The 20,680-nt window shown below is 75.2% G+C and carries 18 protein-coding genes; 5 read left to right on the top strand and 13 right to left on the bottom strand.

The window, feature by feature from the left end; translation table 11 throughout:
- Window positions 1-3 precede the first annotated feature (3 nt).
- From mtrA to ASF47_RS10615, 8 genes are all read right to left on the bottom strand, one after another.
- The gene (gene mtrA, locus ASF47_RS10645; protein ID WP_056863963.1) at window positions 4-717 is read right to left on the bottom strand and encodes an MtrAB system response regulator MtrA; all 714 of its coding nucleotides are present in this window, start codon (window positions 715-717) and stop codon (window positions 4-6) included.
- Window positions 718-781: 64 nt separating this feature from the next.
- Window positions 782-2,242 (bottom strand): adenosylhomocysteinase, encoded by a 1,461-nt coding sequence (gene ahcY / locus ASF47_RS10640; RefSeq protein WP_056863962.1) that lies wholly within the window; start codon window positions 2,240-2,242, stop codon window positions 782-784.
- Between the two features lie 105 nt (window positions 2,243-2,347).
- The gene (locus ASF47_RS10635) at window positions 2,348-3,298 is read right to left on the bottom strand and encodes a DUF808 domain-containing protein (protein WP_056863961.1); all 951 of its coding nucleotides are present in this window, start codon (window positions 3,296-3,298) and stop codon (window positions 2,348-2,350) included.
- 80 nt (window positions 3,299-3,378) lie between these two features.
- On the bottom strand, window positions 3,379-4,485 hold the full coding sequence (locus ASF47_RS10630) for an acyltransferase family protein (protein WP_056863960.1): 1,107 nt from the start codon (window positions 4,483-4,485) through the stop codon (window positions 3,379-3,381).
- 13 nt (window positions 4,486-4,498) lie between these two features.
- Entirely contained in the window at window positions 4,499-5,527 is a 1,029-nt protein-coding gene (locus ASF47_RS10625) for an SIS domain-containing protein (protein ID WP_056863959.1), read from the bottom strand.
- Complete coding sequence (locus tag ASF47_RS20670) at window positions 5,524-5,700, bottom strand: Trm112 family protein (protein WP_082500203.1); 177 nt, start codon at window positions 5,698-5,700, stop codon at window positions 5,524-5,526. The genes ASF47_RS10625 and ASF47_RS20670 overlap by 4 nt, the downstream gene beginning before the upstream one ends.
- Complete coding sequence (locus ASF47_RS10620) at window positions 5,700-7,094, bottom strand: phosphomannomutase/phosphoglucomutase (protein WP_056863958.1); 1,395 nt, start codon at window positions 7,092-7,094, stop codon at window positions 5,700-5,702. The genes ASF47_RS20670 and ASF47_RS10620 overlap by 1 nt, the downstream gene beginning before the upstream one ends.
- A gap of 92 nt (window positions 7,095-7,186) precedes the next feature.
- Complete coding sequence (locus ASF47_RS10615; RefSeq protein WP_056863957.1) at window positions 7,187-7,579, bottom strand: DUF3499 domain-containing protein; 393 nt, start codon at window positions 7,577-7,579, stop codon at window positions 7,187-7,189.
- A 48-nt stretch (window positions 7,580-7,627) separates the two neighbouring features.
- Here ASF47_RS10615 and ASF47_RS10610 point away from each other — a divergent pair, with 48 nt between their 5' ends.
- Window positions 7,628-8,083, top strand: a complete 456-nt coding sequence (locus ASF47_RS10610) for a metallopeptidase family protein (RefSeq protein ID WP_056863956.1) — start codon at window positions 7,628-7,630, stop codon at window positions 8,081-8,083.
- Between the two features lie 20 nt (window positions 8,084-8,103).
- Here the strand turns inward: ASF47_RS10610 and ASF47_RS10605 are convergent, their stop codons facing one another.
- The 3 genes from ASF47_RS10605 to ASF47_RS10595 form a co-directional block, all read right to left on the bottom strand.
- A complete protein-coding gene (locus ASF47_RS10605; protein WP_056863955.1) occupies window positions 8,104-9,477 on the bottom strand; it encodes a DUF5719 family protein in 1,374 nt (457 codons plus the stop codon).
- The gene (locus ASF47_RS10600) at window positions 9,474-12,374 is read right to left on the bottom strand and encodes a glycosyltransferase family 2 protein (RefSeq protein WP_056863954.1); all 2,901 of its coding nucleotides are present in this window, start codon (window positions 12,372-12,374) and stop codon (window positions 9,474-9,476) included. The genes ASF47_RS10605 and ASF47_RS10600 overlap by 4 nt, the downstream gene beginning before the upstream one ends.
- A gap of 73 nt (window positions 12,375-12,447) precedes the next feature.
- Window positions 12,448-12,702, bottom strand: coding sequence for a WhiB family transcriptional regulator (locus ASF47_RS10595; protein WP_056863953.1), 255 nt, complete (start codon window positions 12,700-12,702; stop codon window positions 12,448-12,450).
- A gap of 289 nt (window positions 12,703-12,991) precedes the next feature.
- Here ASF47_RS10595 and cofD point away from each other — a divergent pair, with 289 nt between their 5' ends.
- The 3 genes from cofD to ASF47_RS10580 all read left to right on the top strand — a co-directional run bounded on the left by cofD (window position 12,992) and on the right by ASF47_RS10580 (window position 15,805).
- Window positions 12,992-13,999, top strand: a complete 1,008-nt coding sequence (gene cofD, locus ASF47_RS10590; protein ID WP_056863952.1) for a 2-phospho-L-lactate transferase — start codon at window positions 12,992-12,994, stop codon at window positions 13,997-13,999.
- Window positions 14,000-14,031: 32 nt separating this feature from the next.
- On the top strand, window positions 14,032-14,976 hold the full coding sequence (gene cofE / locus ASF47_RS10585) for a coenzyme F420-0:L-glutamate ligase (RefSeq protein ID WP_235557562.1): 945 nt from the start codon (window positions 14,032-14,034) through the stop codon (window positions 14,974-14,976).
- 82 nt (window positions 14,977-15,058) lie between these two features.
- On the top strand, window positions 15,059-15,805 hold the full coding sequence (locus ASF47_RS10580; RefSeq protein ID WP_056863951.1) for a DUF3105 domain-containing protein: 747 nt from the start codon (window positions 15,059-15,061) through the stop codon (window positions 15,803-15,805).
- A 15-nt stretch (window positions 15,806-15,820) separates the two neighbouring features.
- On the opposite strand, the gene ASF47_RS10575 is transcribed toward ASF47_RS10580, so the two are convergent.
- On the bottom strand, window positions 15,821-16,945 hold the full coding sequence (locus tag ASF47_RS10575) for a mannose-1-phosphate guanylyltransferase (protein WP_056863950.1): 1,125 nt from the start codon (window positions 16,943-16,945) through the stop codon (window positions 15,821-15,823).
- 58 nt (window positions 16,946-17,003) lie between these two features.
- Here ASF47_RS10575 and ASF47_RS10570 point away from each other — a divergent pair, with 58 nt between their 5' ends.
- The gene (locus tag ASF47_RS10570) at window positions 17,004-17,762 is read left to right on the top strand and encodes a TIGR03089 family protein (RefSeq protein ID WP_056863949.1); all 759 of its coding nucleotides are present in this window, start codon (window positions 17,004-17,006) and stop codon (window positions 17,760-17,762) included.
- Here ASF47_RS10570 and ASF47_RS10565 read toward each other — a convergent pair.
- A complete protein-coding gene (locus tag ASF47_RS10565) occupies window positions 17,744-20,647 on the bottom strand; it encodes an FG-GAP-like repeat-containing protein (protein WP_056863948.1) in 2,904 nt (967 codons plus the stop codon). The two genes, ASF47_RS10570 and ASF47_RS10565, sit on opposite strands and share 19 nt — an antisense overlap.
- Window positions 20,648-20,680: the final 33 nt, after the last annotated feature.

Genomic DNA, 20,680 nt, shown 5'->3' with positions numbered 1-20,680 from the left:
GCCCTAGGCCGTGCCGGCCTTGTAGCCGACACCCCGCACGGTCACGACGATCTCGGGGTTCTCCGGGTCGTGCTCGACCTTGGAGCGCAGCCGCTGCACGTGCACGTTGACCAGCCGGGTGTCCGCGGCGTGGCGGTAGCCCCAGACCTGCTCGAGCAGCACCTCGCGGGTGAAGACCTGCCAGGGCTTGCGGGCCAGGCAGACCAGCAGGTCGAACTCGAGCGGCGTGAGGCTGATGGGCGCACCGCCGCGGGTGACGGCGTGGCCGGCGACGTCGATGGACAGGTCGCCGATGTCGAGGGTCTCGGCCTGGGAGGTGGCGTCGAAGCGACGCACCCGCGCCCGGATCCGGGCGATGAGCTCCTTGGGCTTGAAGGGCTTGACGACGTAGTCGTCGGCGCCCGACTCGAGCCCGACGACGACGTCGACGGTGTCGCCCTTGGCGGTGAGCATGACGATCGGCACGCCGGACTCGGCGCGGATCTCCTTGCACACGTCGATGCCGTCCTTGCCGGGCAGCATCAGGTCGAGCAGCACCAGGTCGGGGCGGTAGTCGCGGAACTGCTCCACGGCCAGGTCGCCGCGGGTGCACATGCGGCTGTCGAAGCCCTCCTGGCGCAGCACGATGGTGAGCATCTCCGCCAGCGACGCGTCGTCGTCGACGACGAGGACCCGCCCCTTGGTGGTGTAGTCGCTCGGGCTCGCTGCCTGGCTCATGGCTCCATCCTGCACCCTGACGGGCGCGGGCGGGCCGGCGTGGTGCCGGCCCGCCCGCTCCTGCTCAGTAGCGGTACTGCTCCGACTTGTAGGGACCGGCGACGTCGACGCCGAGGTAGGCCGCCTGCTTGTCGCTGAGGGTGGTCAGCCGCACGCCGAGGGCGTCGAGGTGCAGGCGGGCCACCTCCTCGTCGAGGTGCTTGGGCAGCACGTAGACCCCGGTGGGGTACTCCACGGGCTTGGTGTAGAGCTCGATCTGGGCCAGCACCTGGTTGGTGAAGGAGTTCGACATGACGAAGCTCGGGTGGCCGGTGGCGTTGCCGAGGTTCATCAGGCGCCCCTCGGAGAGCACGATAATGGCGTGCTCGTCGCGCTCGCCCGCGGCCGGGAAGGTCCACACGTCGACCTGCGGCTTGACGTTCTTGCGCACGATGCCCTCGAAGGACTCCAGGCCGGCCATGTCGATCTCGTTGTCGAAGTGGCCGATGTTGCCGAGGATCGCGTTGTGCTTCATCCGCTGCATCTGCTCGACCGTCACGACGTCCTTGTTGCCGGTCGCGGTGATGATGATGTCGGCGGTGTCGACCACGTCGTCGAGGGTCGCGACCTGGTAGCCGTCCATGGCGGCCTGCAGGGCGCAGATCGGGTCGATCTCGGTCACGATGACGCGGGCGCCCTGGCCGCGCAGCGACTCCGCGGAGCCCTTGCCGACGTCGCCGTAGCCGCACACGACCGCGACCTTGCCGCCGATGAGGACGTCGGTGGCGCGGTTGATGCCGTCGACGAGGCTGTGGCGGCAGCCGTACTTGTTGTCGAACTTCGACTTGGTCACCGAGTCGTTGACGTTGATGGCCGGGAAGAGCAGCGAGCCCTCGCGCATCATGTCGTAGAGGCGCAGCACACCGGTGGTGGTCTCCTCGGTGACGCCCTTGATCTCGCCGGCGATCTGGGTCCAGCGGTCGGTGCTCTCGGCGAGGCTGGCGTTGAGCGCCTCGAAGATGATCCGCTGCTCGTGGCTGGTGGCCGAGGCCGGGTCGGGCGCCTCGCCCCTCTTCTCGGCGTCGACCCCGAGGTGCACCAGCAGGGTGGCGTCGCCGCCGTCGTCGAGGATCATGTTGGCGAAGCGGGGCTGGCCGTCGGCACCGGCGGGCCACTGCAGCACCTGCTGCGTGCACCACCAGTACTCCTCGAGCGTCTCGCCCTTCCACGCGTAGACCGGGACGCCCTGGGGGTCCTCCGGCGTGCCGTGCGGGCCCACCGCGACGGCGGCCGCGGCGTGGTCCTGGGTGGAGAAGATGTTGCAGGAGGCCCAGCGGACCTCGGCACCGAGCGCGGTGAGGGTCTCGATGAGCACCGCGGTCTGGATGGTCATGTGCAGCGAGCCGGTGATGCGGGCACCCGCCAGCGGCTTGGCGTCGCCGTAGCGCTCGCGCATCGCCATGAGGCCGGGCATCTCGTGCTCGGCCAGCTGGATCTCGGTGCGGCCGTAGTCGGCCAGGGAAAGGTCGGCGACCTTGAAGTCCATCGGTGTGTCTCCTCAGGAGGGGTGGAGCCAGGTCTGCGTCGCGCATCTGCGCATCGTCGGGATCTCCCACGCGGACCCTGCCAGGGTAGGCGGGGCCGAGAAGTTTCAGGAATTCCCGAGCAGCCGCTTGACCGGCACCACGTGGAGCACCGCCACGACCACGGCGCCCACCAGCAGCCCCACCAGGGCCGAGGCCAGGGTGTTGACCAGCCAGCCCGCGACGGCGCCGACGGCGGCCAGCGCGTCGTGGGCGCCCTCCTCCAGGTGGTGCACCAGGTCGTAGGGCGCGTGCCAGCCGAGCTCGTCGACACCGACGAGCAGGATGTGGCCGCCGACCCACAGCATCGCCGCGGTGCCGACGACCGAGATCACGGTGAGCAGCTTGGGCATGCCGGCCACCAGGGCGCGGCCGACCTTCTGCGCGAGGGCCGAGGAGCGCTGGGTGAGGCTCAGCCCGACGTCGTCGGTCTTCACGATCAGCGCGACCACGCCGTAGACCAGCACCGTGATCCCGATGGCCACCACCACGAGGATGAGCGCGCGGGAGACGAAGGCCTCCTCGGCGACCTCGTTGAGCGAGATGACCATGATCTCGGCCGAGAGGATCAGGTCGGTGCGGATGGCCCCGGCGACCATCGTCCGCTCCAGCTCCTCCGGCGAGCCCGAGGCGGCCGGGTCGGCCCCGTGGGCGCCGCCGTGACCGCTCAGCTTCTCCCAGACCTTCTCCGCGCCCTCGTAGCAGAGGAACGCACCGCCCAGCATGAGGACGGGCGTGAGCACCCAGGGCAGGAACTGCGAGAGCAGCAGCGCCGCCGGCAGGATGATGAGCAGCTTGTTGCGCAGCGAGCCGATCGCGATCTTGCGGATGATCGGCAGCTCGCGCTGCGCCGCGACGCCCTGCACGTACTGCGGGGTCACCGCCGTGTCGTCGACCACCACGCCGGCGGCCTTCACGCTCGCACGCCCCGCGGCGGCGCCGACGTCGTCGACCGAGGCGGCGGCCAGCTTGGCCAGCGCGGCGACGTCGTCGAGCAGCGCGAACAGCCCGCCGCTCATCGGCGCGGCTCGTCGGTCTGACGGGCCGCACGGGGCGCGGCGGCGGCGGGGGCGGGTCGATGGCTCGGCACGCGCTCACCCTAGCGTCGCGGCCGGGCCTCCCGGGCCGCGTCGGCCGCCGCGTCGGCGACGGCGCCGGCGATGACCTCCGCCTCCTGCGAGGCCACCGCGACGTCGGCGGCGTGGTCGACGCGCTTCTCGGCGAAGCCGAACGGGTCGACCAGGTGGCCCAGCACCGGCGCGACCCGCGGGGAGGCGAGCAGCAGCGCCAGCGCCACGGCCAGCGCCGAGGTCAGCACCAGGCCGAGCCACGGGTGGTCGGCGGTCCACGTCGTGTAGCCGGCGTACTCGGCGCCCTTCACGGCGAAGCCGTGGAAGAGGTAGACCACGAGGGTCCAGGCGCCCATGCGCGTGAACCACCCGCCGCGCCGCGGGACCAGCGCGAGGAACGACCAGGCCAGCACCGTGCCGCTGACCAGGAGCACCGAGCGCGTGAGGAAGGCCCGGGTGTCGCTGACGTCGAGCTCGCCGTAGAGCGCGCGGTAGTAGTACCACTCCGTGGAGGCCCAGGTGTCGGTCCAGGTGGTCAGCACCCAGGCCGCGACGAAGGCCACGACGGCCACCGGCCGCAGCCACGGCGCGCGGAGCCGCTCGAGCCGCTGCGGGGTCGCGGCGAGCCCGAGCACGAAGAAGGGCAGCAGCCCCAGCACGCGGGCCATGTCGAGGGTGTCGCCCGCCCACAGCCCCGCGGCCAGGCTGGTCAGGACCGCGACGGCGATCGCCGCCGCGGCCGGCAGCGCGGTGAACACCGGGGTCAGCAGGCGCCAGAAGAAGAGCGCCGAGAGGTACCACATCGGCCAGTGCGGGTCGCGGAACAGGTTCTCCAGCTCCTCGCCCCCGACGTGGATGCGGAAGAGCGCCAGGGCGCACTCGAAGAGCACGTACGGCACCGCCACGGTGCGCACCAGCTGCCACAGCCGGCGCCGGCTCCACGTGAAGGAGCGCGAGAGGTAGCCCGTCACGAACACGAAGGCGGGCACGTGCCAGGCGTAGAGGAAGTCGTAGAGGTGGTCGCGCAGCCCGCTCTCGGGCAGCAGCACCCAGGAGTGGCCGAGCACGACCAGGGTCACCAGCGCCATCTTGGCGTTGTCGAACCAGGGGTCGCGGGTGGTCGCCCGTCCAGTCATGCGGCCGCCTCGGTCAGTCGTCGACCAGGCCGAGGCTGACGTACTGCGCGGCGTAGCTGCCCGAGAGCAGCAGCGAGGCGTAGCGCGCGACCTCGGTGGTGGCCTCGGTGGTGACGGTCTCCACCCGCACGCCGCGGGCGTCGGCGGCCGCCGTCAGCCGGCTGCGCTGCTCGCCCACCAGCGGGTCGTCGCTGCCGTCGTCGAGCACGATGAGGATCGGGCGCAGGTCGCCGCCACCGTCGGCGAAGGGGTCGACGAAGACGTCGCGCGGGCGCGCCGCCTCGAGCACGGGCAGCAGCTGCTCGACGTCGCCGGCCAGCGCGTTGCGCCCCGTGGCGCGTCGCAGCGACTCCGCGAGCCGGCGCGCCGCGCGGGCGGCGAGCACCGAGCCGCCCCACACGACCGGATTGGCGTCGGCCAGCGCGATGGCCAGCATCTTGGCGGGGTTGACCGCGATGTCGCGGTGCGGCGAGCAGGCGATCGCCACCGCGTCGAGCGCCTCCGCGACGCTGTCGGCGTCGGCGCGCGGGCCCAGGCCCACGCGGTCGAGGTAGGTGAGCATGACCACCGCGATGGCCAGCTGGTCGGTGGTCGCGGTCGGAAGGATGGTGCTGTAGCGGCCGGCGGCGTGCTCGGCCACGCTCGAGCCGGGCGCGCAGGCCACGACGACCTGGCAGCCGCGGCGCACGGCCTCGGCCAGGGCCGACTTGGTGCCGGGGTCGCCGCCGTCGGGCGCCAGCACGACCACGAGGTCGAGGCTGCCCGCCCAGCCGGGCAGCGACGGGCCGGCCCACGCCACGAACGGCACCGGGCACCACGGCTCCAGCACGGCGCGCAGGAGCCGGGAGTCGGGGCCGGCGGCGATGACGGCGCGCGGGCGGGAGAACTCCTGGCTGCGCACGACCGCCTCGTCGAGGGCGGGGGCGGCCTCGCCCGCCTCGCGGCGCACGCGCGCGCCCGACTCCGCCAGCCCGCGCAGGCGCAGGTCGGCGGTCGAGAGGGCGGCCTCGTCGTCGAGCCGGGACTCGTCGAACCAGCTCACGGCGTCCGGGCCTCGTCGACGAGCAGCACGGGGATGTCGTCGCGCACCGGGTAGGCCAGCCCGCAGCCCTGGCAGACCAGCTCGACGGCCCCCGCGGCGGCGGGGGTCTCGGTCAGGTCGGAGCGGCAGGCGGGGCACACGATGATCGCCAGCAGCGAGGGGTCGAGCGCCATCAGAGCGCCCCTCCCCCACGGATCAGGCCCAGGACCTCGTCGCGGATGGTGCTCATGGTCTCCTCGTCCCTGCCCTCGGCGTTGAGCCGGAGGAGCGGTTCGGTGTTGGACGGCCTCACGTTGAAGGTCCAGTCGGCATGGGTCACGCTCAGCCCGTCGAGCCGGTCGACGGTGACCCCGGGTCGCTCGGCGTACGCCGCCTCGACGGTGGCCATGACGGCCACGGGGTCGGCGACGGTGGAGTTGATCTCGCCGCTGACGGGATAGGGGTCGTAGTCGGCCAGCAGGCTCGACAGCGGCTGGTCGGTCTCCGCCAGCGCGGCGAGCACGTGCAGGGCGGCCAGCATGCCCGAGTCGGCCCGCCAGAAGTCGCGGAAGTAGAAGTGGCCGCTGTGCTCGCCGCCGAAGACCGCGTCGGTCTCGGCCATCGTGGCCTTGATGAAGGAGTGGCCGACGCGGGTGCGCACCGGCGTGCCGCCCAGGCGCGTGACCAGCTCGGGCACCGCCCGGCTGGTGATGAGGTTGTGGATGACCGTCGCGCCCGGCTCCTTGGCCAGCTCGCGGGCGGCGATGAGGGCGGTGACCGCCGAGGGCGGTACGGGCACGCCGCGCTCGTCGACGAGGAAGCAGCGGTCGGCGTCGCCGTCGAAGGCCAGCCCGACGTCGGCGCCCTCGGCGAGCACCCGGGCCTGGAGGTCGCGCAGGTTCTCCGCGTCGATCGGGTTGGCCTCGTGGTGGGGGAAGGTGCCGTCGAGCTCGAAGTACATCGGCACCAGGTCGACGACGTCGGCGCCGAGGCGCTCGAAGACGGCGGGCGCGGTGTGGCCGGCCATGCCGTTGCCGGCGTCGGCGACCACGCGCAGCGGGCGACCCCGACCGCCGGTGCCGACCGGGGCGAGCGAGAGCAGGTGGGCGGCGTAGGCCTCGAGCACGTCGTGCTCGCTGATCGAGCCGGTCGAGGCGGTGAGCGGCCCGTCGGGCGCGAGGACCCGGTCACGGATCTCGGCGAGCCCTGTGTCCAGCCCGATGGGCGCGGCGTGCGCACGGCAGAGCTTCATCCCGTTGTACTGGGCCGGGTTGTGGCTCGCCGTGAACATCACGCCCGGCAGGCCGAGGTGGCCCGAGGCGAAGTAGAGCTGGTCGGTCGAGGCGAGCCCGATGTGGACGACGTCGGCGCCCGCCTCGCTCGCACCTTCGGCGAAGGCGCCCGCCATGCCCGGCGAGCTCGGTCGCATGTCGTGCCCGACGACGACGGTCGTGGCCCCCACGACCTCCACGAACGCGCGCCCCACCGCCCGGGCGAGCTCCTCGTCGATCTGGTCGGGCACGGTCCCGCGCACGTCGTAGGCCTTGAAGACGGCCGCGATCGAAGCGGCGTCGAGGGTCGAGGGCATGACCGGAGCCTAGTCGTGGCGACCGTGGGTCTGCGCAGGGGCCGAGCACGGGCCACAACGACCGAGCGGCCCAGGGAGCCGGTGGGCCGGGCTCAGTGGTCGGTCGTGAGCATGCGCAGGTGGCCCTTGCGGCCGGTCTCGCGTCCGGAGCCCGACTCGGAGGTCTGCTGCCGGGGATCGCCGACGACCTCGGGGGCCGGGCGGCGCGGCGCCGGCCGGGCGGCCTCGCGCACGGCGTCGGCGAGCGCGAGCAGGTCGTCGTTCGACGGGCCGCGGTCGACGGTGTCGCGCTGCAGGCGCAGCACCTCCCACCCGCGCGGGGCCGAGAGGCGCTCGCTGTGGGCCTCGCAGAGGTCGTAGGCGTGCGGCTCGGCGTAGGTCGCCAGGGGGCCCAGGACGGCGGTCTGGTCGGCGTAGACGTAGGTCAGGGTCATGACGGCGGGCCGGCCGCACGCGGTGCGGGAGCAGCGGCGGGCGGAGGTCACGCGGTGACGCTACCCCGCCACCGGTGCGCATCGGATTAGGCTCGCCCCGTGCCTCCCCCGACGCCTGAGACCACCCGCGGCGGACCGCGTCGCCGCGACCGCCGGGGCCGCGGCATGCGCGGTCCCGCGGTGATGCCGCAGCGCCCCGGCACGGTCGCCGTGCGCACCGCGCGGGAGCGCTTCGACCGGCTCGTCGTCGACATCGTCAGCGAGATCGACGAGCGCTGGCAGGACCGCCTCGGCCTGGTCGAGTACGGCGTCGAGGACACCCCCCAGGTGCCCGACGACTGGACGAGCGAGACCGTGCCGCTCTCGACCCTCGTGCCCGCCAGCGGCGGGCGCCCTGCCCGTCTGGTGGTCTTCCGCAGGCCGATCGAGCACCGCGCCGAGACCCGCTCGGAGCTCGAGGCGCTCGTGCTCACCGTCGTGGTGGAGCAGGTCGCCGACCTGCTGGGCATGGCTGCGGAGGACGTCGACCCGAGGTACTCCGACCTCGACGACTGACGCCGGCCGGGCAGTCCGCCTCAGCCGAGCCCGGGGCGTACGGCGGGGACCAGCGCGCTGCGCACGAGATCGCGCAGCGGCACCACCACCGACCCGTCGGGGCCGGCGCGCAGCAGGGAGGCGACCACCTCGGCACGTGACGGCACCACCCGCACCAGCACGGCACCGGCGGGCAGCGCGAGGCTCGTGCCGCGGTCGGGGCCGACCTCGGTCCGTCGGGTGCGCAGCGGTCGACCCTCGGCGTCCCACGCCTCCACCTCGACCACGCCGGCGGTGGTGGCGCCGCCCAGGACCAGCTCGGCCCCACCGGGGCCCGGGGGCACGACCGCCGCGGTGGCGCCCGTGACCAGCGGCCCGGCGACCGTCTCGGCGAGGTCGCCGTCGACGGAGGACCGCAGCGTGGCGGTGACGGGCGCGGAGGAGGTGACCGCCAGGCCCAGCGCGCCGTCGGCCGCCGGCGACGACAGCAGGGCACCGAGCGAGACCACCTTGACGCTGCCGGGGTCGACGACGAGCTCCGGCAGCTCCTCGGGGGCGAACACCGACTGCGCGGTCACGATCCCCACCTGCACCCTGACCGCGTCGTCACCGGGGTTGGCGACCACGAGGGTGCGGCGACCGTCACCGGCCGGCACCCCGAGCAGCAGGTTGTCGGTGCGGGGCTCGGCCTGCGAGGGCAGCCACTCCCGGGAGGCCGCGGCTGCGCCGAGCTCCTCGAAGGAGTCGACGACGGTGGCGGCGATGCGGCCCCGGTCGGTCGTGACCCGCAGCGTGAGCTCCTCGCGGCGTGGGACGAGCTCGGCGAGGTCGAGGCGCAGCGTGCGTCCGGGCCCCACCGCGACGCCGCGCAGCCGCTCGGCGTCGAGGGCGCCGGACTGGCTGTAGACGGCCACGTCGGCGACGGCCGGGCCGCCGTCGGGGTTGTGCAGCTCGAGCACGGAGGTGTGGGCCCCACCGGCGCCCACGCCGGTGAACCACTGGTCGGAGGACGGCGGCGGGCAGTCCACCGCGCTCGTCGCGTCGCGGGCCGAGCGCCCGGCGACCAGGCCGGGCGCCCTCTCGCCCTCGCCGGTGATCTCGACGCTGCCGTCGTCGTCGAGCCCGGCGGTGACCCCGTCGCCGACCTCGACCTCCTCCTCGCCCGCGGCCACCGTGCCGGGGGCGCCGGCGTCGCTGCCGACCACGACCCGACCGCCGTCGGCGGCTCGCGGGCACACCAGGGTGCTGCGCGTCAGGGCGGCCTCGGACGGTGGCTGGGCCCCCGGTGCGGCCACCTCGTCGGGACCACCCACCGCGAGCGCGGACAGCAGCACCAGCAGCGGCAGCACGACCGCCAGGACGACGGTGGGCGCCAGGCGTCCCCCTCGGACCTGCTCCGACCTGCGACCGCTCATCGCGCTCGCCTCCTCTCACGGGTGGGTGCGCCGAGCACCACGACCGCCACCGCACCGAGCAGCTGCACGCCGAGGAGCGCGACGTGGAGCCACGAGCGCGGCCCGTCGAGGGCGTCGGGGTCGAGCGCGCGGGCGACGCGCCAGGCGCGGGTCGAGCGGTCCTCGGCGCTGGCCTGGACCAGGCCGCCGGTGGCGTCGAGGTCGGCGGCGACGTCGCCGTCGGCGGGCGAGGGCAGCACGACGTACTCGATCCCCTCCCCCGCGAGGGCGTCGACGACCGCGGGGGTCGGGCGGGCGGTCAGCTCGCGGACGTCGGCGGCCAGGCTGCCGTCGCCCCCGCTGAGCGCCAGCACCTCGTCCTCGCCGAGGGTGGTGCCGTCGCCGCGCACGACGGAGTAGGTGAGGCCCTGCGACACGTCGCCGCGCAGCACCAGGATGCCGTGCTCGGGGCCGAGCTCGGCGCGCTGCACCATGTAGGCCGGGATGTCGTCGTCGACGGAGTCGGCGAGGGCGTCCTCGGGCCCCGCCACGAACCACCCGAGGGTGGCCAGCGGCACGAGCCCGGCCAGGGCGGCACCGACCAGGACCCCGCCCCGCAGCAGTCCCCGGGCCTCGCGCCTGGCCGACTCCCAGGCCCCCATCGCCCCGAGGACGGTCGCGGTGACGAGAGCGCCCTGGAGCAGCACGACGAGCGCACCGAGGCCGGCCGGCGTCGAGGTGGCCGCCAGGGCGAACGAGACCGACGAGAGGCCCAGCGCGAGCAGGGCCGCGACGGCGGCGGCCAGCCAGCACACCAGCACCGGCACCCGCGTCGCGCGCGGCACCAGCGCGAGCACGGCCAGCACGGCGGGCACGAGCCCGAGCGCCACCGGGGCGCCGAGGTCGCTGACCCGTCCGGCCAGCAGGTCGAGCCCCCCGAGCGCGGCGTGCGGGAGGCGGCCCGGCTCGAGCAGCAGGCCGGCGCCCGCGCCCTCGCGCAGCGCGCCGACCCACCACGGCGAGAGCAGCACCACCGGCACGAGCAGGGCGGTGACCGGCGGGCCCCAGACCGAGCGGTCGCGCACCACCGCGCGGAGCAGGAGCGCGGCGCACAGCAGCACCACCACGCCCAGGACGGCGGCGAAGAGCCATGCGGCCGGACCGAAGGCGGTGACGAGGGCGAGCAGCAGACCGCTGCGCCAGGCCGCGCGCCAGCGGCGGTCGGGCGCCGGGTCGGCGAACCCGAGGGCGGCGTGGGCCAGCCACGGCAGCAGCGCGGCGGCCACGACCGGCCCGAGGCGACCGGCGCCCCAGGCCCCGCTGGCCACGGGCACGAGCGCGAAGGCCGTCGACCCCCACAGCAGCAGCCAGCGCGGCATCCCGCGCGGGGAGACCAGGCGCCCCACGACACGCAGGAAGCGCCACGAGCCCCACAGCGCCACCGGCACCGCCAGCACCAGCACGGCGCTCAGCGCCGCGGCGGGCGAGCCGAGCAGCAGGCCGCCCAGCAGCGCGAGCGGAGCGACGTACGGCGGAGCGGGCACGGCCGTCCCCTGGCCGATGGCGTGCCACGACTCGGTGTGAAGGCGCCACCACGAGCCGACCGCGTCGGGCACCGGCGAGAGCGCGCCGCCCACGACCGATCCGAAGGCCTCGCGCGCTCCCACCACGGCGAGGAGCACGACCAGGGTCAGCACGATCGCGACGGGGTTGGTGACGAAGCGCGCGACGACACCGGTGTCGGCGTAGGGGGCGTCCTCGTCGTCCTCGGCCGGTCGCCGCGCGGCGAAGGAGGCCGGGTCGAGCTCGGCCGCGGCGGCGCGTCGCCGCTCGGCGACGTCGGCGGCCTGGTCGGTGGCGGCGGCGAGGAGGTCGGACACGGCGTCGAGGCCGTGGCGGTAGGGCAGCCAGCGTGGCGCGAGGAGGCCGCGCACCTCCTCCGACGGGGCGGTGCGGGCCTCACGACGCTCGCGACGCGCGGCAAGCACGGCCCGCGGCCGGGCGGCGATGTTGACCAGGGCGGCGAGCTCGTCGAGGGCCTCGCCCACCGCCCGCACCAGCAGGAACCCCACGACGCGCAGCAGCGTGCCGAGGGCCAGGCGCAGCGCCTGCAGGGGCCAGAGCCGGTGGTCGGAGTTGACGAGCAGGGTCCACAGCGCGGCGCGCCGCTCCTGGTAGTGGGTGTGGCGTCCGGTCAGGGGCGTGCGGCGCAGCCCCCGGTGGGCGGCCTCGGCGTGGAAGACGACGGCGCTGGGCACGACGAGCGTGTGGTGGCCGGCGGCGGCGGCGCGCCAGCCGAAGTCGAGGTCGTTGCCGAAGATCGGGAGGTGCTCGTCGAAGCCGCCCACCTCGTCGAGCACCGAGCGGCGCACGAGCATCCCCGCGGTGTTGACGGCCAGCACCCGGCGCACCTGGTCGTGCTGGCCCTGGTCGTACTCGCCGCGCTCGAGACCGGTCTCGCGGCGCCCCGTGCCCGAGATCGTCGCGCCGACCTCCAGGAGGCGTCGCAGCGAGGGCCACTCGCGCAGCTTGGGGCCCAGCACCGCGGCCTCGGGGTGCTCGGCCGCCGCGGCGAGGAGGGCCTCGAGGGCGCCGGGGTCGGGGTTGGCGTCGTCGTGGAGGAGCCAGACCCAGTCGTCGGGGGCGGTGCCGGGGGCGCCGTGGGGTCCGGCGTCGACCCGGGCGAGGCCCTCGCGCACCGCGGCGGGGTAGGACGTCGAGCCCGGCACCACGTGGACCGGCCCGAAGGCGGCCTCGAGCAGGGCCACGCTGTCGTCGCGGCTGGTCGTGTCGACGGCGACGACGCGGTCGACGGGCCGGGTCTGGCCCGTCACGCCGTCGACGACCGCGGGCAGCCAGCGCGCTCCGTCGTGGCTGACCACGAGGGCGACGACGGCAGGGCTTTCCGAGGCGGGCACGACCGCAGACCCTAACCGCCGCGGTGGGGACGCCGAAATGAGAGCGGCCCCGGTCGAGGACCGGGGCCTGCACTCAGACTGCGCGCTTCTTCAGCTTGCGGCGCTCCCTCTCGGAGAGCCCGCCCCAGATGCCGAAGCGCTCGTCGTTCATCAACGCCGACTCGAGGCAGTCGTCTCGGACCTCGCAGGTGAGGCACACCTTCTTGGCCTCCCTGGTCGATCCCCCCTTCTCGGGGAAGAAAGCCTCCGGGTCGGTCTGCGCACAGAGTGCACGCTCCTGCCAGCCCGCCTCGTCGGCGTCGGATTCGAGGAGAAAGAGTTCTCTCACGGCGCTCGCCCTTTCGACCCTGCATTGCTCTGGTGGTGCATGAGGTGTTGCTCGTGGGGGTGTGCTGCCCGCGGCTGCGGCCGGGCCGGGAACCAGGTGGAACCGTGAACAACACTGCGGGAATTACATGCCTGTCGTGCACCGTAAGTCAAGCCCGGTTCTGGTATGGCACCATCCCGCGCGCGCACCACGACCGACCGGCTGCCGGGCATGGCCCGGACGGGCCATGACGGGCCACCCGCCCGTGCCTGCCGCGCGGTCCGGGACCGGGGTGCGGCACAGTGGAGCCATGCGCGAGATCACCGTCCTGTCCGGCGGCATGGGCGGGGCCCGCTTCCTCCAGGGTCTGCTCCACGGCATCGCCGAGGGGCTGCTGCCCGGGGTCGCCCCCGACGCCCGGGTCACCGTGGTGGCCAACACCGCCGACGACCTGTGGGTCCACGGCCTCAAGGTCTGCCCCGACCTCGACACCGTCATGTACACCCTCGGCGACGGCATCGACCCCGAGCGCGGCTGGGGTCGGCGTGAGGAGACGTGGAGCGTGCGCACCGAGCTGGCCGAGTACGGCGTGGAGCCGACCTGGTTCGGGCTCGGCGACCGCGACGTGGCCACCCACCTGGTGCGCACGCAGATGCTCGACGCCGGCTACCCGCTCTCCCAGGTCACCGAGGCGCTGTGCCGACGCTGGCGGCCGGGCGTCCGCCTGCTCCCGATGAGCGACGACCGGGTCGAGACCCACGTGGCGATCGCCGACGCCGAGGCGCCGAGCGGTCGGCGCGTCGTGCACTTCCAGGAGTACTGGGTCCGCCTGCGCGCCTCGGTGCCGGCCGAGGCCGTGGTGGTGGTGGGCCTCGACGAGGCGCGCCCGGCCCCCGGCGTCGTGGAGGCCGTGGCCGAGGCCGACCTCGTGCTCGTGCCCCCCTCCAACCCCGTCGTGTCGGTCGGCACCATCCTCGGCGTGCCCGGGATCCGCGAGACCCTGCGCGCCACCGCCGCTCCCGTGGTCGGCCTCTCCCCCATCGTCGGCGGCACCCACGTGCGCGGCATGGCGGCCCAGGTCCTGCCCGCGATCGGTGTCGAGGTCAGCGCCCGGGCGGTCGGGCTGCACTACGGCGCCCGCTCCTCCGGCGGGGTCCTCGACGGCTGGCTGGTCGACTCCGCCGACGCCGACGCCCTCCCCGCGCTGCGCGAGGCCGGACTGGCCGCCGAGGCCGTGCCGCTGATGATGACCGACGTCGACGCGACGGCCCGGATGGTCGCGGCCGCACTGGCCCTGGTGGCCGCCCCCCGCCCGTGAGCGGTGCTGCTGCGGGCGGTGCCCTGAGCGTCGTGGCCCCCGACGGCGTGCCCGAGGTCGGGGCGGGCGACGACCTCGTCGGCCTGCTGCTGCCGCTGGTCGCGCTGCAGGACGGCGACGTCCTGGTCGTCACCAGCAAGGTCGTCAGCAAGGCCGAGGGCCGGGTGCGCGTCGGCGGGCGCGAGGAGGCCGTGGCCGAGGAGACCGTGCGGGTGGTCGCACGTCGTGGCCCGACCCGCATCGTGCGGACCCGCCACGGGCTGACCATGGCCGCGGCCGGGGTGGACGCCTCCAACGTCGCGCGCGGCTCGGTCGTGCTGCTCCCCCTCGACCCCGACCGCTCGGCGCGCGGCCTGCGCGAGGAGGTCCGGCGCCGCTCGGGCCGCAACGTGGCCGTGGTCGTCACCGACACCGCCGGCCGCGCCTGGCGCGAGGGGCAGACCGACATCGCGGTGGGGGCGGCCGGCCTGCGCGTCGCCGAGGACTACGCCGGCCGGGTGGACGCCCACGGCAACGAGCTGGCCGTGACGCTGCCCGCGGTCGCCGACGAGATCGCCGGCGCCGCGGAGCTGGCGCAGGGCAAGCTCGGGGCCCGTCCGGTGGCCGTGGTGCGTGGCCGGGCCGACCTCGTCCTCCCCCCGGACGACCACGGCCCGGGTGCCCGCACGCTGGTGCGTCCCGAGGGCGGCGACCTCTTCGGGTTCGGCGCCCGCGAGGCGGTGGTGCGGGCCCTGGCCGGCGACCCGGCCGACCGGGCTCCCTTCGGAGCTCCGGCCACCGCCGAGGAGCTGGCCGACGCCGTCGGGCTCGTCACCGGCCGGCGACCGCGTCCCGGTCCCGACGGAGGCCTGCGCGCCCCGGCCCACCCCGCCCTGGCCGCCCTCGCCTTCGCCCACGGCTGGCTGGTGGAGCCGCCGGGGTCACCGCTCGGTGACGATCGGGCCGCCGAGGCCCACCTGCGCCCGCCGGGTCCGTAGACTCACCCGGCAGGCTCACCCGAGAGGGGGACCCGCACCGACCCGCGCACCCGCACTCCGAGCACCGAGGGACACCAGCACCGTGGCCAAGCCCGCCAAGACAGACCGCCAGGCGAAGATCGACGCGATCCGCAAGTCCCAGAAGGGCGCCGAGAAGCGCCAGGGCTTCGTCATCGTCGGTGTCTGCGCCGCGATCGCCCTGGCCCTCATCGGTGCCGCCGTGTGGGGCCCCGTCACCGGGTGGCTCGACAAGCGGGAGTACGCCGACCTCGCGGTCTCCGAGATCGGCGCGCCCGCCTCGGCCTGCACCGACGTGACCACGAAGAAGGCCGACGGCGTCCAGGACCACGTGCCCGACGGCACCACGGTCGACTACAAGACGAGCCCCCCGGCCTTCGGCGCCCACTGGAACATCGCGGGCGAGGCCCCCGCCACCATGTCGCGCAAGGTCTACACCGACGACCGCCCGGCCCTCGAGGCCCTGGTGCACAACCTCGAGCACGGCTACACGATCCTCTGGTACGACGAGACCATCGCCGACGACGACGAGGCGATGACCGAGATCCGCGCGATCGCCGACAAGTACGAGGGCACCAGCAACCAGCGCGACAAGTTCATCGCCGCGCCCTGGACCTCCGAGGACGGCGACGCCTTCCCCGACGACGCGCACGTCGCCTTCACCCACTGGTCGGCCGGCGGCCAGGGCGAGACCGACACGACCAAGCAGGTCGGCGCCTTCCAGTACTGCTCGGGCCCCAGCGGCGCCGCGCTCGACGCCTTCATGGTCGAGTACCCCTACTTCGACAGCCCCGAGCCCAACGGCATGTGACACGGGGCCGCGCCCTCAGGTCAGCCGGGTCCGGCCCGACTCGGTGAGGGCGGCCACGACCGCCTTGACCTCCTGGGCCCGGGCCCGCGTGGTCACCAGCAGGGCGTCGGGGGTGTCGACGACGACCACGTCGTCGAGCCCGACGACCGCGACGAGCCGACCCGAGGGCACCACCAGGCCGGTGCTGTCCACGGCCTCCACGAGCGACGCGTCGCCCAGCACCACGGGCCCCGTCGCCGCGTCGGCGCCGTCGGCGCCGAGCAGCGCGGCGAGGGAGTCGAAGTCGCCCACGTCCTCCCAGCCGAAGCCGGCGGGCACCGTCGCCACCCGGCCCGCGGCGGCCGCGGGCTCGGCCACGGCGTGGTCGACCGCGATGCGGGGCAGGCCCGGCCACAGCTCCTCCAGCCGCGAGCCGTCGGCGGCGATCGCGCGCAGGTCGGCGGCGAACTGCGGGTGCCACTGGGCCAGCAGGTCCAGCAGCACACCGGGGCGGACGACGAACATGCCGGCGTTCCACCGGTAGCCGCCGCTCGCGAGGTAGCCGGCCGCGACCTCGGGCGAGGGCTTCTCCACGAAGGAGGCCACCCGTGCCGCGCCGGGGTGGCCCTCGAGGTCCTCGCCCTGCTGCACGTAGCCGAAGGCCGAGGACGGGTGGGTCGGCTCGATGCCGATGGTCACCAGCCAGCCGTCGCGGGCCACCTCGACCGCGGTGGTGACCACGGCGGCGAAGACGGCGGGCTCGGTGATGACGTGGTCGGCGGCGAAGGAGCCCATCACCGCGTCGGGGTCGGCGCGCTCCAGCAGCGCGGCCGCCAGGCCGATCGCGGCCATCGAGTCGCGCGGCGTCGGCTCGGCGAGCACGGCCTCGGCGGCCACCTGCGGGAGCTGGCGCACCACCGCCGGGCGGTGGGCGGCGCCGGTGACGACGACGAAGCGGTCCTCGGCGAGCGGCTCGAGCCGGTCGACGGTCTCCTGGAGCAGCGTGCGCCCCTCGCCGCGCAGGTCGCGCAGGAACTTCGGCGCCGCGGCGCGGGACAGGGGCCACAGCCGGGTGCCGGCACCACCGGCCGGCACCACCGCCCAGAAGTGGTCGAGGGGTGCAGGGGGCGTGCTCGGCACGTCGGTGCCCGGGGCGCTCATGGGGCCTCACCCTAGGGCGTGGCCGAGGTCACCGGCCCCGGTGCCTAGGCTGGACCGGGTGACCATCTTCGCCGCCCTGCTGAGCGACCTGCTGCGCCACGAGCCGGGCCGTCCGCTGCTGACCTACTACGACGAGCGTCCGGGCGACGGGCCCGACCAGCACCCGGGCGAGCGGGTGGAGCTCTCGGTCACGACGTACGCCAACTGGGTCGCGAAGGTGTCCTCGCTGCTGGTGGAGGAGCACGACCTCGAGCGGGGACAGGTGCTGCGGGTCGACCTGCCGGCCCACTGGCTCACGCCGGTCCTCCTCGGCGCGGCCTGGAACGTCGGGCTCGCCGTGGACCTCACCGGCGACGGACCCGCCGACGCGGTCGTCTGCGGTCCGGCGGGGCTGGAGCGCTGGGCGGCCCACGCCGACGAGGTGCCGGTGCTGGCCTGCTCGCTGCGCCCGATGGGGGTCCGCTTCGCCGACCCGCTCCCGGCAGGGGTGCACGACGTCGGCGTGGACGTCTGGTCGCAGCCCGACTCCTTCGTGGCCTGGGACCCCGCCCAGGACGACGACCCCGCCCTGGTCGGGTCGGGCGCCCCGGTCACGCAGGCCGAGCTGTGGAGAGCGGCCGCCGCCGGGAGTGCACTCCCTGACGGCGGCCGCCTCCTCTCGGTGACGAACCCGGCTTCCCCACCGGGGATCGTCACCTTCACCGAGCCGCTCGCGCGCCGCGGCTCGCTGGTCCTGGTCGTGGGTGGTGCCGAGGAGCGGCTCGCGGCCGTGGCGGCCGCGGAGCGCACCTCGGCGCGTCACCCCGCCAGGTCGTAGTCGCCCATCCCCTCGGCGAGGAAGCGGCGCGGCTCGAACCCGTCGGCGCTGGCGCGCAGCAGCCACAGGTAGCCGGTCCGCTTCTCGCGCACGACGAGGTCGGGGTGGCCGGTGAGGCCGACGTCGCTCACGCCGACAACCCAGTCGTACGCCGTGACGTCGAGTCCCAGCGTGCGGGGGTCGGTGAGCCCTCCGGGCCCGTTGCCGGGGTAGAGCGTCAGCCGTGAGCCGTTGCGCAGCAGGCTGTCGGGAGCACCGTCGGCGTCCCACAGCCCGGCGCCGACCTGCTGGGTGGCCGTGATCGCGCTGCGCGCCACGTAGCTCTCGCCGAGGCCGTCGAGCCCCGCGCCGGGGTAGATGCGCATCGACCCGCCCCGCGGCTGGCCCATGAGGTCGGGGCGGCCGTCGCCCGTGGTGTCGCCCACGGCGGCGAGGAGCGCGACGTCCTTGAAGCCGGTGCCGATCCGCAGCGCCTTGCCGAGGCGGCCCTGGCCGTCGCCGCGGCGCAGCATGAGCACCCCGGTGGCGGCGTTGCGCACGACCACGTCGCCGAGGCCGTCGCCGTCCCAGTCGCCCACGCTCATCACGGCGTCGGCGCCGGGCACCCGGACGCCGGTGTCGACGAGGGGGGCGGTGTCGACCGTGCCCGGGTTGGCCAGGACGACCAGGGCGTCGCCGCGGCGGGCGAGGACGTCGGGCGCGGCGTCGCCGGTGAGGCTGGCGCCCGAGACGATCCCGTCGAGGCCGGCCACCCGGTCGACCGGGCCGAGCACGTGACCGAAGCCGCCGTCGCCGCGCGAGGGCATCACGAAGCCGGCACCGCCGGCGCGACGCACCAGCAGGTCGGCGCGACCGTCGCGATTCCAGTCGCCGGCCGCGGTGACGACGTCCCAGCGGCTCCAGTCGCCCGCGAGGCGGGTGGCGGCCGCGAAGGACACCGCACCGGTGCCGGACCGCACCCCACGGTGCAACGTCGCCGAACCGGCGGCGTCGCGGACGACCAGGTCGGCCACGCCGTCGCCGTCGAGGTCGCCGGGGGCGGCGAGCAGGTCGCTCGCGGCGAGCACGAGACCGGTGTCGACGCGCCGGAAGCCGCCGGCCCCGTTGCCCAGGAAGGCGTCGAGGCGCCCGGTGGTGTCCTGGCGCGCGAGCAGGTCGGCACGACCGTCGCCGTCGAGGTCGCCGGCCGCGGTGAGCAGGTCGTGGCCGGCCAGGGCCGTCAGCGACCGGGGAGCCGCGGCGAACCCGCCCGCCCCGTCGCCGGCGCGCACGCCGGTCGTGCCGTCGGCCGAGCTCGCCACGAGGTCGGCGAGACCGTCGCCGGTGAGGTCGGGCGAGGCCACCACCGCGTCGACCGAGCTCCAGTCGCCGGCCACGGCGCGGGGCTTGGCCAGGCGGGTCAGCCCGCCGGTGGGCAGCACGAGGAGCCGGCCGTCGGAGGCCCGGCGCAGCACCACGTCGGGGTGGGCGGTGTCGGCGAGGTTGGACTCGAGCTGTCGGCCCGCGAAGCCGGTCTGCGTCGCGGCGGCCAGCCGCCGGATCTCGGGCAGACGGGCGTAGAGGTAGCGACCGGGGCAGGCCGTCGACCCGGCGTCGCGGTGGCCGTTGATCGCCGGGAAGCGCTGGGAGCCGACCTGCTGGGAGCCCGAGGAGGCGTCGACGCCGTGCAGCGAGAGCTTCCAGGCGAAGAGCGCGCCGTAGGCCTGCACCACGGCCTGCGAGGGCTGGGCGACGTCGTAGTTGCCGATGGCCGACATCGCGAAGGAGTAGTCGTTGTAGCCCAGGGTGTGGGCACCGACGACGGCCCGGTCGATGCCGCCGTAGCGGCCCTCCCAGATCCGGCCGAAGCGGTCGACGAGGTAGTTGTAGCCGATGTCGGACCAGCCCTGCGAGCGCGTGTGGTAGGCGTAGATGCCGCGGATCAGCGCCGGCACCTGCTCGCGGGTGTAGTCGTTGGCGTTCACGGTGTGGTGCACGAAGCCGGCGTGCACCTCGCCGTAGCGCAGCGAGGAGGCCGAGCGCATCCGCTCGTCGGCGCCCCACTGGGCCCGGGAGAAGATCTGCGGGCGCGGGGTCGCCTCCGCCGCGCTGAGCGCGAGCTGCTCCTCCCCCGCGGCCGGCTCGGACGACGCGTCCACCGGGGCGGGAGTGCCGCCCGTCGTGCCGCCCATCGTGGAGGTGTCGAGCGCCGGGCGCTCGGTGACGGTGTCGGCGGCCTCGCCGGGGTCGATGACGGACAGGCTCATGTCGTCGGGGGCGGCCGTGCCGCGTGCCACGTCGACGCGCACCTGCACCTCGTCGACCGTGCCCACCAGCACCGGGTCGGTGCCCGGGCGGGCCCGCCGGGCCTCGGCGCTGTCGGGGTCGGGCCCGTGGTCGTCGTGGTACTCCAGGTCGCTCCAGGCCCCCCACCGGCCGTCGGTGCGGGTCCGCACCACGAGGGCCACGTCGTCCTCGTCGACCTGCTCGCCGTGCTGCCAGGTGACGCCGACGGCGCCGTAGCCGGTGACGCGCTGCGGCGCGCTGGTGATCCGGGTGCCGGCAGGGCCCTGCGCCGCCCGGGCGGCGAGCGTGCCCGCGCGGGCGCTGCTGCCGGCCGGCGGGGTCAGGGCGTACTCGCGCACGTCGGGGTCGACGGGCGCCGTGGGCACCGTGGTGGCCTCCTGGGCGCCCCGGGCGTACGCCGCGAGGTCGCTGGCCGCCGCCGTGCGCGGCGGGGTCAGCAGCGCGGGGCCGGTGAGGCCGGCGGCGCGGCTGCCCTCGGGGGCCTGGCGCACGACGTCGAGGCTGATGACGCTGGCGGCGGGGGTGAGCACGGCGAGCACCACCCCGAGGGCCAGCAGCTGCTGGCAGAGGGTGACGAAGCGGGACCTGCTGGGTGACATGGGGGTACTCCAGTGCGCGGGGAAGTTCACACG

Source organism: Nocardioides sp. Leaf285, from assembly GCF_001422955.1.
GTDB lineage: Bacteria > Actinomycetota > Actinomycetes > Propionibacteriales > Nocardioidaceae > Nocardioides > Nocardioides kribbensis.
The sequence above is the reverse complement of the archived record's forward strand: the minus strand, read 5'-3'. Positions and strand labels throughout refer to the sequence as shown.